Origin of the sequence: Verrucosispora sp. WMMD703 (assembly GCF_049178935.1) — a bacterium.
Taxonomy (GTDB): Bacteria; Actinomycetota; Actinomycetes; order Mycobacteriales; family Micromonosporaceae; genus Micromonospora; species Micromonospora sediminimaris.
The window spans coordinates 4602684-4617145 of the sequence record NZ_JBMHMM010000004.1 but is presented as its reverse complement, the minus strand read 5'-3'; the positions used below and the strand labels follow the sequence as shown (position 1 = coordinate 4617145).

Genomic DNA, 14462 nt, shown 5'->3' with positions numbered 1-14462 from the left:
ACCTGCCACTGCGGATGCACCCGGCCGCAGGTGCGGGTCAGTGTGAGTGTCGAGGCACCGCGCTGCCGCTGCCACCGACCAGGAAGTCCAGGTCTGCGCCCTTGTCAGCCTGCTGCACGTGCTCGCTGTACAGGCGTACCCAACCCCGATCGGCTGCCGGCCCCGGCGGCTGCCAGGCGGCGCGGCGTTCGGCGAGTTCCGCCTCGTCGACAAGCAGGTCCAGGCGGCGTGCCGGGACGTCGAGGCGGACCAGGTCGCCGGTGCGTACCAGCGCGAGCGGGCCGCCCACCGACGCCTCCGGCGCCGTGTGCAGGACACAGGTGCCGTACCCGGTGCCGCTCATCCGGGCGTCGGAGATCCGCACCATGTCCATGACGCCGTCGGCGAGCAACCGTCGTGGCATGGGCACGTTGCCCACCTCCGGGAAGCCCGGGTAACCGCGCGGCCCGGCGTTGCGCACCACGATGACGGTGTCGGGCGTGACGTCGAGATCCGGGTCGTCCGCCGCGACGACGTACTCCTCGATCCGGTCGAAGACCAGCGCCGGCCCGGTGTGGGTGAGCAGGTGCGCCGAGGCGGCGGAGACCTTCAGCACCGCCCCGGACGGCGCGAGCGACCCACGCAGCACGACGGTGCCCGATCCGGCGGGCTGGAAGGGTTCGGCGAGGGTGCCGATGACCTGCCGGTTCCAGCACTGGACGCCGTCGATGTTGTCGGCCACGCTCTTCCCGCTGACCGTGATCTGGTCCAGGTGCAGGAAGGGGGCGATCTCCGCCATCACCGCCGGCACCCCACCGGCGTACGCGAAGTCCTCCATCAGGTACGTCCCGGACGGCATCAGGTTGACAAGCATGGGCACGTCTCCGGTGAGGGTGTCGAAGTCCTCAAGCGACAGGGGCACGCCGATGCGGCCGGCGATGGCGAGCAGATGCACCACGGCGTTGGTGGAGCCACCGATCGCGGCGTTGACCCGGATGGCGTTCTCGAACGCCTCGCGGGTGAGCACCGTGGACAGGCGCTGATCCATGTCGACCATGTCGACGATGCGCCGTCCGGCGGCGTGGGCGAGCGCGTACCGTCGTGAGTCGACCGCCGGAACCGCGGCGGCGCCCGGCAGTTGGACGCCCAACGCCTCGGTCACGCAGGCCATGGTGGAGGCGGTGCCCATGGTCATGCAGTGGCCCCGGCTGCGGGACATGCAGACCTCCGCCTCGGCGCAGTCGGCGGCGGTCACCCGGCCGGCCCGCAGGTCCTCGGTGAAGCGCCAGACGGCGGTGCCGGACCCGATGTCCTGGCCACGGAACTTGCCGTTGAGCATCGGCCCGCCGGTGATCAACAGGGTCGGCAGGTCGACGCTTGCCGCACCCATCAGCAGGCCGGGCGTGGTCTTGTCGCAGCCGGAGAGCAGCACCACGCCGTCGAGGGGGTTGGCCCTGATCAGCTCCTCCGCCTCCATCGCCAGCAGGTTGCGGTAGAGCATGGTGGTGGGCCGCATGAGGGGTTCGCCGAGGCTCATCGCGGGAAACTCCAGCGGCAGGCCGCCGCTCTCCCAGATGCCTCGCTTCACCGATTCGGCCAGTTCGCGCAGGTGGGCGTTGCACGGGGTCAGTTCCGACCAGGTGGTGGCGATGCCGATCACCGGTCGACCGTCGAAGACGTCGTCGGCGAACCCCTGGTTGCGCATCCAGGACCGATGAACGAACCCGTTGCGGCCGTCGGCACCGAACCACTGGCCGCTGCGTAGCGGTCGACTCGTCATCGACATCAGCACACCTTCCTGTCAAAGCTCTGGCCGCGCCGTACGCGGCGGTCGAGGGGCAAGCTGTTGATCAGTTGGCGGCGGCGGGCTACCTGAGGCCCCCGACGGACAGTCCGCCGCGCCAGTGTCGTTGCAGGCTGAAGAACGCGATGATCAGTGGAATGACCGATACCAGGGAGCCCAGGATGATCAGGCTCCACAGGGAGGTGCCGCCCGCGTTGTTCGCGGAGGCGACCCCCTGCCAGAGGCCGAGGCCGACGGTGACCGGGAAGAGTCGGTTGTCGGAGAGCATGGCGAGCGGCAGGAAGTAGTTGTTCCAGGACGCGACCGCGGACAGGAGAAGGACGGTGACCACCGCGGGGCGCATCAGCGGAAGGGCGATCTGGAGAAACGTCCGTACCTCTCCCGCGCCGTCGGCCCGCGCCGCGTCCAGGATCTCGTCGGGGACCGCGTCGCGCGCGTACACGTGCATCAGGTAGACGCCGAACGGATTGAGCAGCGACGGGAGGATCACGGCCCAGACCGTGTTCGTCAGGCCGAGCCGGGAGAACATCATGAAGGTCGGGATGACCAGGGCGGTGGCGGGCACCATCAGCGCCCCGAGCACGACCGCGAAGCTGAAGCGCCGGGCGGCGAAGCGATACTTGGCGAACCCGTAGCCGGCCATGACCGCCAGGACGGTGGCGCCGATCCCACCGGCGAGCGCGTACAGCGTGGAGTTCAGCAGCCACCGCAGGTAGATGCCTCCGTCGTAGGTGAACAACTGCCTGAGGTTGCCGAGGTAGTCGACCTGGTCGGCGAACCAGAGGGTGTTGCCGCCGCCGAACAGGCCCGGCGCGTCCTTGGAGCTGTTGACGACGACCCACCAGAACGGCACGAGAAAGTAGATCACCAGGAAGCCGAGCAGGATCTGCAGCGGAAGGTGGCGGTGCGCTCGGCGGTGGCCGGCGCTGGCGCTCTCGGACATCAGAGGAAGCTCCTCCGCTTGCGGGTGAAGAACAGGAAGGCGTAGACGCAGACGAAGACGACTCCGCCGAGGGCGAAGGAGATCGCCGACCCATAGTTGAAGTTGGCCAGCCCGAACGCCTGTTGGTACGCGTACATGTTGGGCGTGAAGTCAGACCCGATCGTGCCGGCTGCCAGGTATCGCAGGATCTGCGGTTCGTTGAAGAACTGCAGGGTGCCGATGAGCGAGAAGACCAGGATCAGGATCAGCGCGGGTGCGATCAGCGGAATCTTGATCCGCCGGGCGACCTGCCATCGTCCGGCGCCGTCCATGCGGGCGGCCTCGTAGAGTGTCGGGTCGATGCCCTGGAGGGCCGCGTACAGGATGATCATGTAGTAGCCGGCCCACTGCCAGGTGACGATGTTCAACAGGCCGTAGAAAATCAGGTTGCTGCTGAGGAAGTCGGGTGCGGTGGCGCCGAAGAACCCGAAGACGTCGGTGAGCGGGCCGAAGCTCCGGCTGTACAGGAACCCCCACATCACGGCCCCGATGACCGTGGGGATCGCGTACGGCAGGAAGATCATGAGGCGGGAGAAGCGGGTGAACAGCGAGGTCACCGCGTCCAGGATGAGGGCCATGGCGAGCGCGACGGCGATCTGGACCGGGATGGCGACGAGCGCGAAGCGGATGACGAACCACGCTCCGGACAGGAAGCTCGGGTCGGTGAACGCCTTCACGTAGTTGTCGAACAGGACGAAGCTGGTGCCACCGATCAGCTTCTTCTGAAACAGGCTGAGGTACAGCGCGTACGCCAGTGGGGCGATGAGGAACGCCAGGAAGACGACCCCGAACGGCCCGACGAACAGCCACCCGGTCAGGTGCTCACGGCGGCGCGTCTTGCCGCGGGTCTTGCGCTTCTCATCCTGAGTACGCGGTGCGCGCTTCTCGGTCAACGATGTCATCTCGGGCTCCGGGACGAGGGCCGCTGGGGGTGGAGGGTGGGCCGGTCGGGGGAGGACGGCACGGCCCACCCGGTCGGTCACTGGACGGTGAATCCCTGCTCGGTGGCGTGCTTCGTCACGTCTTCCTGGAGCCGGTCAGCGGCCTGCGATCCGGTGATGGAGCCGGCGCTCATCTCGCTGATCTGCTTGGTCATGGCATCGAAGTAGTACTGGCCGAACGGGCTGTAGACGACGCCCTGGTAGGCGTTGGCGGCGGGGACGTACACCTCCTTGTTCGCCTGCTGGCCGTCGAAGAATTCCACCTTGAGATCGACGAACTCGGGATTGTTGAGCGCGGTCAGGTTGAGCGGAAAGATGATCTGGTTGGTCCAGCCGTCGGTGAGCGATTCCTGGTCGGCGTAGAGACCGTAGGCGGCCTTGGCCGCGAGTTCCGGCTGTTTGGACTGGCTGGTGACGGAGAAGGCCGATCCGCCCCAGTTCACCTGGACCGGATTGTTCGGATCCCACTGCGGCAGCGGCGCCACCGCGAACGTGCCGGTGTCGTCACCCTGACCGACGCCCGCGCCGGTCAGGTAACCGGGCGCCCAGGCGGCCGAGATGTAGGTCGCGTAGTTGCCGTTGATGACTCCGGAGATGTACTCCGGGGTGAACTGGTCCTGCGTCCCGACCAGGCCCTTGCGGACCAGACCGCCCCAGTAGTCCAGGACGTCCTTCGACGCCTGGTCGTTCAGCCGTACCCCGATCGATTCCGGCTGGGCGGGATCGTAGGTGAAGGGGGCCGCGCCCTTCTGGATCTGGAGCGCCATCATCAGCGCCGGGACGTTCGCGCCGAGGTCACCGAAGAGCGGTCCACCGGCGTCCTTCACTTTCTGGGCGGCCTGCTCGTACTCCGCCCAGGTCTTCGGTGGGGTGATGTCGTACTTGTCGAAGATGTCCTTGCGGTAGATCATCGCCAGCGGGCCGCCGTCGACAGGTACGCCGTAGACCGCGTCGCCTACCGACACGTCCTTCCAGGCCCCGTCGCCGTAGTTGGCCCGGACCGCGTCGAGGCCGTACCCGCTGATGTCGACGAGCGCGTTCTGGATCTGGAAGGTCGGGATCCGGTCCATCTCGACCATGATCACGTCGGGTGCTCCGGTGCCTGCGGAGATGGCCGTCTGGAACTTGTCGTACTGGTCGCCGCCCTGCCCGACGTTGGTCCAGCAGACCTGGACCTCGTTGTTGGCCTTGTTGAAGTTGTCCACGACCAGCTGCATGTTGGGGTACCAGGCCCACATCGTGACAACCGGCAGATCCTGCTTGGTGATGGTGTTCGTGCAGTTGCTCGCGTCGCTTCCGCCCTCGTCGGAGGAGCAGGCGACCAGGCCGCTCGCGGCGGCGAGCATCGCCACCGTCGCGAGTGTTCGTCTCGTCTTCATTGACGTGGTTCCCTTCGGGCTCGGTGCGCGAGGTTCCATGCGTCCACATCAGGGCTGGCGATCGATCCCTGACATCCACCTCCCGTCGACTCGGCGGGGAATGGCGGTGTACTCGTCTCGCAACTCCGCGGGCAGAATCCACTCCGGAGCGTTCTGCCAGGCCAGCGGGCGCAGGAAGCGTCGGATCGAGGTGGCGCCCACGGAGGTGTGCACGGCATTCGTCGACGGCCAGGGACCGCCGTGGTGCTGGGCCCACGACACCCGGACGCCGGTGGGATAGCCGTCGAAGACGATGCGACCGGAGCGGGCGGCGAGGACGTCGACGAGCCTGCGTACGGCGTCGGTGTCATCGCCCGGTCCGCTGTGGATTGAGCCGGTCAGCGACGGCGGCACGGTCGCCAGCGCGGCGTCGAGTCCGGTGACGTCGCGGTAGCGGACCACCACCATCAGCGGGCCGAAGCACTCGCCGGCGATCTCGGTGGTCAGGCCCGGCAGGTCGACCTCCAGCAGCGTCGGCGCCACCGTGAAGCCCGCGTCGGCGTCGATCCGGGGCTGCGCGACGAGGCGAGCGCCGGCCTTCTCCAACGCGTTGGCCCCGCTCTCGTACGCGTCGCGGATGCGCTGGTTGAGCAGCACCATCCCGCCGGCGGCGGCGACCTTTCCCCGGAGCGCGTCGACCAGCCGGTCTCCGCCCGGGTCTGCCGGAAGGAACGCCAGCCCCGGTTTGGTGCAGAGCTGACCGCCCGAGGCGGTGAAGGAGGCGAACAGCCCGTCGGCGATCTGGTCTCCCCGGCTGGCCGCCGCGTCGGGCAGGACGACGATCGGGTTCACGCTGCCCAACTCGGCGTACAGCGGAATGGGATCGGCGCGTTCGTCGATGGCCGCCTGGATGGCGCGGGCAGCACCGATCGAGCCCGTCAGGGCGGCCGCCCGGATCGTCGGCTGGCGCACCAACGACCGGCCGGCCTGCTCCCCGTACACGGCCGCGAGCACGCCGTCGGGCCCACCCAGGTCGCGGACGGCCGACTCGATCGCGTCGGCGGAGGCACGCGACGTCAGCGGATGGGACGGGTGGGCCTTCACGACCGTGGGGCAGCCGGCGGCCAGCGTCGAGGCGGTGTCACCCCCGGCGACGGAGAAGGCGAACGGGAAGTTGCTGGCGCCGAAGACGGCCACCGGTCCGAGGGGTACGAGCATCCGTCGCACGTCCGGGCCGGGTCCGAGTGGCGTGTCGGCGGCGTGGTCGATGGCCGCCTCCAGGTACCCACCGTCGCGCAGCACCGCCGCGAACATCCGGAACTGGATCGCCGCCCGGGTCAGCTCCGAGTCGAGTCGTGCCTGCCCCAGCCCGGTCTCCGCCTCCGCCGTCGCGACCAGATCCGCACGACGGGACTCCAGGGAGCCGGCGACCGCGTCCAGCAGCTGCGCCCTGCCGGTCCTGCCCAGGTCGGACAGCCACTGTGCCGTTCGGAACGCCTGGCCGGCGATCGTCGCCACGCCAGCCTCGTCCGTCTCGGTGAGATCCGTCGGGTGTTGCCGGCCGTCGCGCGGATCGGTGGTGGTGACTTTCACAGCAGTCCTCTCCTCGCCAGATTGCTCATGAGATCGCGGACGCCGAACCGCCACGGCTCGCACTGCTCCGCGTGCCACACCCGGTTGACCAGGGTGCCGAGCGCCGGGCAGCTGATCCGCACCACGTCGTCGACCTTGTGGGTGAAGCCCTCACCGGGGCGCTCGCGGTCCTGGGTGGGGGCGAACATGGTGCCGAGCATCAGGACGGCGCCGTCGGGATACTGGTGATGGGGGCCGATCAGCTGCCGGACCAGCTCCGCCGGGTCGCGTGACATCCGCGCCATCTCCGAGGTCGCCGTCAGGTGGAAGTCGTCCACCCCGTGGACCTGGAGACCCACCTCCAGTTCGCGTATCCGGCTGAGCGGAAACCGCTCGTCGAACAGCCGGATCAACGGACCGAGCGCGCATGCGGCGTTGTTGTCCTTGGCTCGGGGGAGCAGCAGCGCCGACCGTCCCTCGACGTCCCGCAGGTTGACGTCGTTGCCCAGGGTGGCACCGACGATCCGACCGCTGGACTGGACGATGAGAGCGACCTCGGGTTCCGGGTTGTTCCAGGTCGAGGCGGCGAGTACGCCGACCGGAACGGCGGTGCCGACGGCGGAGAGCGGCTGACCCTTCGTGAAGATCTCGGCGTCCGGACCGATCCCCACCTCCAGGTACTGACTCCAGAGGCCTTCGGCGATCAGTGTGGCCTTGAGCCGCTCCGCCTCGACCGAGCCGGGGACCAGGCTGTGCAGGTCGGCACCGACGTCCGCGAGCATCCGGCCACGAATGTCCGCCGCGAGGGTCAGGTCTCCCCGCGCCCGCTCCTCGATGACGCGTTCGATCATCGAGACGGGAAACGTCACGCCGGCGGCCTTGACCGCTTGCAGGTCGACCGGGGCGAGCAGCCAGGGCCGGCTCCGGTCCCGGTTCGCGGCACCGGTGTTGGCCAGCAGCTCGTCGAAGCCGCCGACCCGTGGCCCGTCCAACCCGGCCACGGCCTTGGCGGGCTCGGGCAGCTCGCAGATGTCCCGGACGGTCGGAAACTGGCGGCTGAGGTCGATGACGTCGCCGTCGCGAACGGTCACCGGGGAGGGGCCGTCCACGGACGGATCCCAGATCCGGCCGATGAGGACGCTGTGGTCGACGTCGTCCGGCAACGCCTCGGCGGCACTGCCGAACCAGGGCTCCTTGCTCATCGTCGCTCCCCTGTCGCAGGTCAGAGTCGCCGAGCTGGAATCTGCAACGATCGTAGCGACATGTGCAACGGTGTCAATAGTCGGTTGCGCTGAGGGCGGACTACATTGCATATGATGCAACCGGCGGCCGTCCCGGGTCGCCGCGCGGAGGGAGACAGGACGTTGTCGCAATCGATTCGCCGGGCGGTCGACCTGATCCGTCGCGCCGCGGAGCATCCGCTGTCACTCACCGAGGCGGCGGAGGTCCTGGGAGTGCACAAGTCCACCGCCCTGCGGATCCTCCACACACTCGAATCGGCCCGCTTCGTCCGCCGGACCGGTGCCGGGACGTACGTGCTCGGCAGCGGCATCATCGAACTGTCGGAACTCGCCCTGGGCTCGATGGACCTGCGCCAGTTCGCCGCCGCGCCCCTGCGTGCGCTTCAGCGCGAGACCGGCCACACCGTGCACCTGGCGCAGCTGACCGGCGACGAGATCATCTACATCGACAAGGTCGACAGTCCCGCTTTCGACGCGGTCAAGCTGCCGTCACGGATCGGGCGGGCGGTCTCGATCTACGCGAGCGCCGTCGGCAAGACGATCCTGGCGTACCTGCCCACAGAGGAACGCGACCGCCTCCTCTCCCACGTCGTCTTCGAACGATTCACCCCCACCACGTACGCCGACCGCGAGTCTCTCGACGCCGAACTCCTCCGCATCAAGGACCAGGGCTGGGCCGTCGACAACGGCGAACACGACACGTACGTCATGTGCGTGGCGGCGCCGATCAGGGACTCGCGTGGGCAGGTCATCGCCGCCGCCTCGATGACCGCGATCGAAGTCATCGCCAGCCTCGACCAGCTCAAGGAGAGCCTCCCGCTGCTGCTCGACACCGCGAACCAGATCTCCCGGGAACTCGGCCACCCCGCCGACCTCGGCTGAGCCCGAGCGGTGGAGCCCGCCCCGGGCCCGCGTCGGGGGAGTGCGCGGACCCGGGGCGGGCGGCTCATCTGGGCCGGGCCGGCACCCAGTCGGTGAAGCGGCGGTGCAGGTCGGTCGGCGGCTCGCTGCCGCCCAGCCCGGCGAGCTGCTCGGCGGCCTCCTCGCGCAAGGTCACCAGATAGACCATCAGGCCGGGCATGTTGTCGCGGTACTCCGCGAGCAGACGCAGCTTCGCCGGGGAACAGGGCCAGGCGGTCCCGCAGGCCCGGCAGCGCCACGTGGGACGGGACGCGACGTGCTCGACCGGGCCGCTGCTCACCCTCCGGCCCGCGCGGCGGGGAGGGGCGGGCGCCGACGCGTGGCGTAGGGGACCGGTGCCAGGCGCACCGGACGCATACCCTGCGGCATCACGAACAACTGCCGCTTCTCCGTCGCGTCGCCGTGCCGATCGAGCTGATAGCAGTCGACCCAGGTCCAGCCGTACGGCGGGTGCCGGTCTGGCAGCTCGCGGATCACCCGCACCAGGATCGGGCTGGCGAACTGCGGGGAAGCCGCCCGGTCCAGCAGGTACACACCGGGGGAGACCAACGGCGTGCCGTCCTCCCGCGTCACCCGACATGGCGACGATCGGGCCGGGCCGGCCGGCGGGACGCGGGTACGACGGTGGTGGGCTTCGGGACGGGCACGGCGGGCCTCCTCAGTCGACACGGAGTTGGGGGAGGGCCGCGCGAGAGTGCTCGCCCGTCGGGCGGCCCCGTGCTGGTCCCGCCGACGGGCCGTGCCACGCCTGCGGTTCCGCTGGTGACACTCTGGTATGGAGGCCGTTACTCTCGGAAGGTGCTTTCGCTGTCCGGGCTGAGCTGGCGAAACGGCCGCTGACTCCGTGGCGACGTGGGTAGTTGACCTTCAGTGTGGGGAGCCTTGAATGCCTGACATGCCGAACCCCGTGGCGTCCTTCATCGTGGGCGAGATCCGCCGGGCACGGGGCGCGGCCGGCATGACCCAAGAGGCATTCGGGCGCGGCGCCGGCTTCAGCGCCTCCCACGTCAGCGCTGTTGAGGGCGGTACTCGGGCCTTGACGTTGGACTTCGCCCGAGGTGCCGACCGCGCGCTGAGCAACGGTGGCCTGTTCGAGCGGCTGGCGACGAAGCTCGGCACACCGTCCTGGTTCCTGCCATGGCTCGACGCCGAGCGCGGTGCGACGCAGCTCCGCTACTTCGAGCCCAACCTGATCCCGGGCCCGCTACAGGTGGAGCACTATGCCCGTGCGGTACTTCGGACCGTGGACAGCCTGACCGATGACGAGGTCGAGCAGCGCGTCAAGACACGTATCGACAGGCAAGCGATCCTGACCGGCGAACGCCCGCCGCAATTCGTCGCCGTGCTGGACGAGGCGGCAGTTCGCCGTACTGGCGACGACCTCGGCGGGATCATGGCCCAGCAAGTTGCCCACCTGATCGCATTGGCCGAGCTTCCGCACGTTCACGTGCACGTGATCCCTCTTTGCAGCGGCCTGCACGTCGGGCTGTCTGGGCCGTTCGCGCTGGCGCGGTCCCGCAACGGTGTCTGGGTCGGCCACCTTGAAAATCAGCTCGGCGGGGACGTCGTCGACAAGGATGATGATGTGGCTTCCCTTCAAGCGAGGTGGGAGAGTGTCCGGAACGAGGCGCTACCACGCCGGCAGTCCATCGACCTGTTGAAGGAAGTAGAGAGCCATCATGGACCTCAGTAACGCCCGGTGGCGCAAAAGCAGCCGCAGCGGCGCGAGCGGCGGCAACTGCGTTGAGGTTGCCGACAATCTTCCCGGCGTCGTCGGTGTCCGCGACTCGAAGAACCCGAACGGTCCCGCGCTGACCTTCGCCCCGTCCGCGTGGCGTGCATTCGTCACCCAGCTCTGCGATCGGATCTGACCCGGGCGCTTTGCCGTTGGCAGCGCGACACGCCGACATGGCGCAGCGCTGTGAGTAAGCGCCGGGAGGTACGTTGCTCGCCGGTGACGCCCGCCGGGCCGCCTACAACTACGGGGATGTTGCTGCCTCGCGGTGGCTTGACGCGACAACATCCCCGATGTTGTCGCCGTTCTCGGCCAGCTACGGCGTCAGCGTCCGGCGGCAGGCCTTAGGGGGCTGACCTGGGGCCGTTCGATTGGGCCAGGGCGTCGAGCAGTTCGGCCTCTCGGCCGGCGCTCAGGCCGGCGCGCCGGTCACGGTTCAGCCCCGCCTCGCGCTCCCACGCAAGAATGTCCGCCAGCAGGTCTGGGCGTGGCCGGTGCCGCAGCCCGGCGGCGACCGCCGCCGCCCCGCCACGCGCCGACCAGCCGGACCAGCCCGGCTCGACAAGCCACATCGGCAGCGACTCAGGGCCCATGTACTGGGCCACGCCTTGGGCCACCAGCCAGTCGGCATCGACGTCGACCACCGGGCCGGTGTGCCCGCCGACGGCACGACACAGGGCGACCCATTCACCGAAGGGCACCACCGGACCGACCACGTTGAACGTGCCGACCGTCCCGGCCGCGGCGCTGTCCAGCAGCCAGGTGGCCAGATCGCGCACGTCCACCACCTGCGTCGGCAGATCGGGGGTACGGGGTACCAGCATCGGCGCCTCGGGGGCGCGGGCGGCACGGGCGACCCAGTAGCCGGAGCGATCGGTGTGGTCGCCGGGGCCGCCGATCAACCCGGCCCGGGCCACCAGCAACCGGTCGCCGACCTCGGTGGTGGAGAGCTGCTCGCAGGCCACCTTCGCCTCGCCGTACTCCGCACGGTCGACCTCTTCGTGGACCGTCGCCGGGAGGGTGGCCGCCGACTCGTCGGCGCCGGGTGTGTCGTGGCTGGCGTAGGCGCTGACCGACGAGACGTAGCTCCAGTGCCGGGCCCGGTCGCCCAGCGCGCGCAGGGCCTGCCGGACGAAGCCGGGCTGCCACGACACCTCGATGACGACGTCCCAGTCCCGGTCGCGCAACCGGTCGTACGCTGTCGGGTCGCGGCGGTCTGCCGCGACCAGGGTCGCGCCGTCCGGCACCGCTCCGCTCTCCCCACGGGCCAGGCAGGTGACGGCGTGTCCCCGAGCGACGGCCTGCCGGGCCACCTCCTGCCCAAGCCATGCCGTTCCGCCGAGCACCAGTGTCTGCATGGCACTCAGCCAAGCAGTGGTGGCGCGGCGCGGCCAAGGATCTCTGCCGTGGGCAGAACGGCCGGGCGGATTCGCTGACCAGCGCCGAAGGAGGCACGCCCTATCCTGCACGCGTCATGGTCCGCGCATCCGGGGGAAGACATGATGTCGAAGGTCGTCATCCGGGCCGCCGCCGTCGCTGGCGCGGGAGGCACCCTCGTCGCGGTCTTCGGCCTGCCCTGGGCCTGGTACGGAGACCGGGCCGTCCGCCTCACCGAGTTTCCGGGATGGGCCTGGTACGTCGGCGCGGCCGTCCTGCTCAACGTGGTCACCGCGTGGACGATCGCCGACCCGGGTCGGCGAGGGTGGCTGCCGCTGGTGGCCGGTGGGCTCGGTGTCGTCACGATCGTGGCCGCAGTCGCTGTCATGACCACCTACGCCGACGTGTTCCTCGGCCCGGTCGTCCCCGCGGTCCGTCCGTCGCTCGGACCGGGCGGGCCGGTCGCGGTGTTGGCGGGGCTCGCCGGCCTGGCCGCCGTCGCCGGCTCACGGTACCCGCAGTTCAGTCGCTCCAGCTGACCCGGGGCGGCAGGGCGAGGAAGTCGGCGTACCGGTGTAGCGCCTGCTCGATCTGCTCGCGGCGGGCCGGGCCGAGGTCGGCCAGCGGTTTCACGGTGAGAGTGACGCGGGTCTTGGTCAGGCTGCGTTTCCAGGTGCCGACCACCCGACCGCCTACCACGACGGTGGCCTGGAAGACGCCGTTGCCGCCGGGGATGATGGCCTGCTTGTGCTCGGGGTCGAGCATCAGCGCGCGGTCCTTGTAGCCGAGCAGGTATTCGTCGAAGCCGGGCAGGGTCAGCACGTCGTCCACCACGGCGCGGGGTGCGTCCAGCAGCGGGGTGTGCAGCACCGCCTCGACGCCGTCGACCAGAACGGTGGTCAGATCCGCACCGGCGGCGGCGATGCCGCGTTTGGCGTCGGCAGCGGTCAGGCCCGTCCAGCCGGCGAAGTCCTGCCGGGTGGTGGGGCCGTGGCTGCGGAAGTAACGCAGCGCCAGGGTGGCCAGCGCCTCGTCGCGGTCGAGCTTTCGCTGTTCAGGTGCCCACTCGTCGAGCAGCGCGAAGGTCTGCTCGGTGCCGACATTGGGGGCGATGCAGGTGACCCCGCGCTGGGCCGCGTACCACAGCAGGTGGTAGCCGCGCTGCCCAGCACCGTCGATGCCGGCCGCCACCAGCGCGGCCACGCACTCGGTGCGGGTCAGCCGACCGCCACCGGCGAGGATCCCACCCAGTACATCGGCCGCGCGGTCCGCCTCCGCCTCCGACAGGCCGAGAAACTCACGTCGCTTCGCCGCACCGGCGAGCGCGCGTACGCCGGTCAGCTCCAGCAGCCAGCGGGCGTCGCGGGCCGGCACCAGGTGGATGGTGCCGCGCATCGGCCAGGTCCGCAGTGCCTCCCGACGCTCCAACGCGGCGTGCACGTCGACGTGGGTCGACCCGGGCAGCCGTACGCCAAGCGACCACATGCCGCTGGCCAGGTCCTGGGCCTGCATGGCGCCGAACCACTCCACCACGTCGGCCACCGTCGTCGGCGCGGCGGCGGTGGGGTGGGGGCGCAGCAGCAGGCTGGTCATCCGCAGCGCGAGGGCCTCGGAGCCGCTCAGCGCGATCGTGCCGGGAGGTGCCACGACGTCGGCCGCCTTCCTTTCGGTGGTCGACGGCAGCATAGGTGCTGACACCGACAACACCGATCGGGCCGGAACACCGGGCGGTTCCCCCTGATCGCGCTACGCCAACATCGTTGGTGGCGGAGCGCGATCCCCCGTTCAGGTCGACCGGTGTGAGGGCGGCTACGGAAATGCCGGCACCGGTGTCAACAGGATGACGTTTTCCTACCTGTTCGAGAACTGTGAACCACGCAACTTGCGGATATCTTGAGCAAGCCGGGGCGGGCTCGCGGTCAGCCCCGACGGGGTTGCGGCACCCGGACGGCGGCCATGCCGGCTGCGGTCGCGGCCTCGATGCCCAGGTCCGCGTCCTCGAAGACCAGGCAGGACCGCGGCGGTACGCCGAGCAGTTCGGCGGCGCGCAGGAACGGCTCCGGGTCGGGCTTGGGACGGGCGTAGTCGCCCGCGCAGACCAACACGTCGAACCGGTCGAGGATGCCCAGCGCGTCCAGCGAGGCGGTGACCGCCTCCCGGGTGCTGCCGGAGACCACGGCGAACGGGATGCGTCCGTGCGCGTCGTCGATGTGCCGCAGCACACCGGGGATGCCGGCGGCGGTGGGCAGTAGCTGCTGGAAACGCGTCTCCCGGTGCGCGACGACCGTCTCCACCGGCATGTCCAGGCCGTGTTGTTCGTTCAGGGCGACGACGATGTCCGCGGTCGGTCGCCCGGCCCAGGCGTAGAAGAGGTCCTCGGGGAAGGCACAGCCCCACCGGTCGAGGGTGTCCCGCCACGCGATGTAGTGCTGGGGCATCGAGTCGACGATCGTGCCGTCGCAGTCGAACAGGTACGCCTGGAACTCGCCGTTCGGCAGGGGCAGCATCACCGGCCCAGGCTATCCGGCGGTGCGCGACGGTCGACGCGCCGC

15 protein-coding genes are annotated in these 14462 nt (G+C 69.8%); 4 read left to right on the top strand and 11 right to left on the bottom strand.

The window, feature by feature from the left end; translation table 11 throughout:
• Positions 1-37: 37 nt before the first annotated feature.
• The 6 genes from ACN26Z_RS21490 to ACN26Z_RS21465 form a co-directional block, all read right to left on the bottom strand.
• Positions 38-1765 (bottom strand): IlvD/Edd family dehydratase, encoded by a 1728-nt coding sequence (locus tag ACN26Z_RS21490; protein WP_421463166.1) that lies wholly within the window; start codon positions 1763-1765, stop codon positions 38-40.
• An 82-nt stretch (positions 1766-1847) separates the two neighbouring features.
• Positions 1848-2726 carry a carbohydrate ABC transporter permease gene (locus ACN26Z_RS21485; protein ID WP_421463164.1) on the bottom strand — a complete coding sequence of 293 codons (879 nt, stop codon included), beginning with the start codon at positions 2724-2726 and terminating at the stop codon, positions 1848-1850.
• A complete protein-coding gene (locus tag ACN26Z_RS21480) occupies positions 2726-3667 on the bottom strand; it encodes a carbohydrate ABC transporter permease (protein ID WP_093407206.1) in 942 nt (313 codons plus the stop codon). Before ACN26Z_RS21480 ends, ACN26Z_RS21485 begins: the two co-directional genes overlap by 1 nt.
• A gap of 77 nt (positions 3668-3744) precedes the next feature.
• Complete coding sequence (locus ACN26Z_RS21475; RefSeq protein ID WP_421463162.1) at positions 3745-5085, bottom strand: ABC transporter substrate-binding protein; 1341 nt, start codon at positions 5083-5085, stop codon at positions 3745-3747.
• A 48-nt stretch (positions 5086-5133) separates the two neighbouring features.
• The gene (locus tag ACN26Z_RS21470; protein WP_421463161.1) at positions 5134-6657 is read right to left on the bottom strand and encodes an aldehyde dehydrogenase (NADP(+)); all 1524 of its coding nucleotides are present in this window, start codon (positions 6655-6657) and stop codon (positions 5134-5136) included.
• Positions 6654-7838: a fumarylacetoacetate hydrolase family protein gene (locus ACN26Z_RS21465; protein ID WP_282237617.1), complete on the bottom strand. Its 1185-nt coding sequence runs from the start codon at positions 7836-7838 to the stop codon at positions 6654-6656. Before ACN26Z_RS21465 ends, ACN26Z_RS21470 begins: the two co-directional genes overlap by 4 nt.
• A 162-nt stretch (positions 7839-8000) precedes the next feature.
• On the opposite strand from ACN26Z_RS21465, the gene ACN26Z_RS21460 reads away from it, so the two are divergent.
• Positions 8001-8759 (top strand): IclR family transcriptional regulator, encoded by a 759-nt coding sequence (locus tag ACN26Z_RS21460; RefSeq protein WP_282237618.1) that lies wholly within the window; start codon positions 8001-8003, stop codon positions 8757-8759.
• A 64-nt stretch (positions 8760-8823) separates the two neighbouring features.
• Here the strand turns inward: ACN26Z_RS21460 and ACN26Z_RS21455 are convergent, their stop codons facing one another.
• Positions 8824-9078, bottom strand: coding sequence for a flavin reductase (locus tag ACN26Z_RS21455; protein ID WP_421463159.1), 255 nt, complete (start codon positions 9076-9078; stop codon positions 8824-8826).
• Complete coding sequence (locus ACN26Z_RS21450) at positions 9075-9371, bottom strand: hypothetical protein (protein WP_421463157.1); 297 nt, start codon at positions 9369-9371, stop codon at positions 9075-9077. The genes ACN26Z_RS21455 and ACN26Z_RS21450 overlap by 4 nt, the downstream gene beginning before the upstream one ends.
• A 313-nt stretch (positions 9372-9684) precedes the next feature.
• On the opposite strand from ACN26Z_RS21450, the gene ACN26Z_RS21445 reads away from it, so the two are divergent.
• Positions 9685-10491 carry a helix-turn-helix domain-containing protein gene (locus tag ACN26Z_RS21445; RefSeq protein WP_421463156.1) on the top strand — a complete coding sequence of 269 codons (807 nt, stop codon included), beginning with the start codon at positions 9685-9687 and terminating at the stop codon, positions 10489-10491.
• Positions 10478-10669, top strand: coding sequence for a DUF397 domain-containing protein (locus ACN26Z_RS21440; RefSeq protein ID WP_421463154.1), 192 nt, complete (start codon positions 10478-10480; stop codon positions 10667-10669). Before ACN26Z_RS21445 ends, ACN26Z_RS21440 begins: the two co-directional genes overlap by 14 nt.
• 208 nt (positions 10670-10877) lie before the next feature.
• Here ACN26Z_RS21440 and ACN26Z_RS21435 read toward each other — a convergent pair whose 3' ends face one another.
• Positions 10878-11891, bottom strand: a complete 1014-nt coding sequence (locus ACN26Z_RS21435) for an NAD-dependent epimerase/dehydratase family protein (RefSeq protein WP_421463152.1) — start codon at positions 11889-11891, stop codon at positions 10878-10880.
• A gap of 144 nt (positions 11892-12035) precedes the next feature.
• On the opposite strand from ACN26Z_RS21435, the gene ACN26Z_RS21430 reads away from it, so the two are divergent.
• Positions 12036-12449 carry a hypothetical protein gene (locus ACN26Z_RS21430; RefSeq protein ID WP_421463151.1) on the top strand — a complete coding sequence of 138 codons (414 nt, stop codon included), beginning with the start codon at positions 12036-12038 and terminating at the stop codon, positions 12447-12449.
• Here the strand turns inward: ACN26Z_RS21430 and ACN26Z_RS21425 are convergent.
• Positions 12433-13503 (bottom strand): winged helix DNA-binding domain-containing protein, encoded by a 1071-nt coding sequence (locus ACN26Z_RS21425; protein ID WP_421464687.1) that lies wholly within the window; start codon positions 13501-13503, stop codon positions 12433-12435. The two genes, ACN26Z_RS21430 and ACN26Z_RS21425, sit on opposite strands and share 17 nt — an antisense overlap.
• 326 nt (positions 13504-13829) lie before the next feature.
• Entirely contained in the window at positions 13830-14417 is a 588-nt protein-coding gene (locus ACN26Z_RS21420) for an HAD family hydrolase (protein ID WP_421464686.1), read from the bottom strand.
• Between the last annotated feature and the right edge of the window lie 45 nt (positions 14418-14462).

What these genes read in the sequence shown, in the direction of transcription:
- ACN26Z_RS21485 (WP_421463164.1), bottom strand. Translation starts at nt 2,726, where the DNA reads ATGTCCGAGAGCGCCAGCGCCGGCCACCGCCGAGCGCACCGCCACCTT.
- ACN26Z_RS21435 (WP_421463152.1), bottom strand. Translation starts at nt 11,891, where the DNA reads ATGCAGACACTGGTGCTCGGCGGAACGGCATGGCTTGGGCAGGAGGTG.
- ACN26Z_RS21425 (WP_421464687.1), bottom strand. Translation starts at nt 13,503, where the DNA reads ATGACCAGCCTGCTGCTGCGCCCCCACCCCACCGCCGCCGCGCCGACG.
- ACN26Z_RS21465 (WP_282237617.1), bottom strand. Translation starts at nt 7,838, where the DNA reads ATGAGCAAGGAGCCCTGGTTCGGCAGTGCCGCCGAGGCGTTGCCGGAC.
- ACN26Z_RS21420 (WP_421464686.1), bottom strand. Translation starts at nt 14,417, where the DNA reads ATGCTGCCCCTGCCGAACGGCGAGTTCCAGGCGTACCTGTTCGACTGC.
- ACN26Z_RS21445 (WP_421463156.1), top strand. Translation starts at nt 9,685, where the DNA reads ATGCCTGACATGCCGAACCCCGTGGCGTCCTTCATCGTGGGCGAGATC.
- ACN26Z_RS21490 (WP_421463166.1), bottom strand. Translation starts at nt 1,765, where the DNA reads ATGTCGATGACGAGTCGACCGCTACGCAGCGGCCAGTGGTTCGGTGCC.
- ACN26Z_RS21475 (WP_421463162.1), bottom strand. Translation starts at nt 5,085, where the DNA reads ATGAAGACGAGACGAACACTCGCGACGGTGGCGATGCTCGCCGCCGCG.
- ACN26Z_RS21430 (WP_421463151.1), top strand. Translation starts at nt 12,036, where the DNA reads ATGTCGAAGGTCGTCATCCGGGCCGCCGCCGTCGCTGGCGCGGGAGGC.
- ACN26Z_RS21440 (WP_421463154.1), top strand. Translation starts at nt 10,478, where the DNA reads ATGGACCTCAGTAACGCCCGGTGGCGCAAAAGCAGCCGCAGCGGCGCG.
- ACN26Z_RS21480 (WP_093407206.1), bottom strand. Translation starts at nt 3,667, where the DNA reads ATGACATCGTTGACCGAGAAGCGCGCACCGCGTACTCAGGATGAGAAG.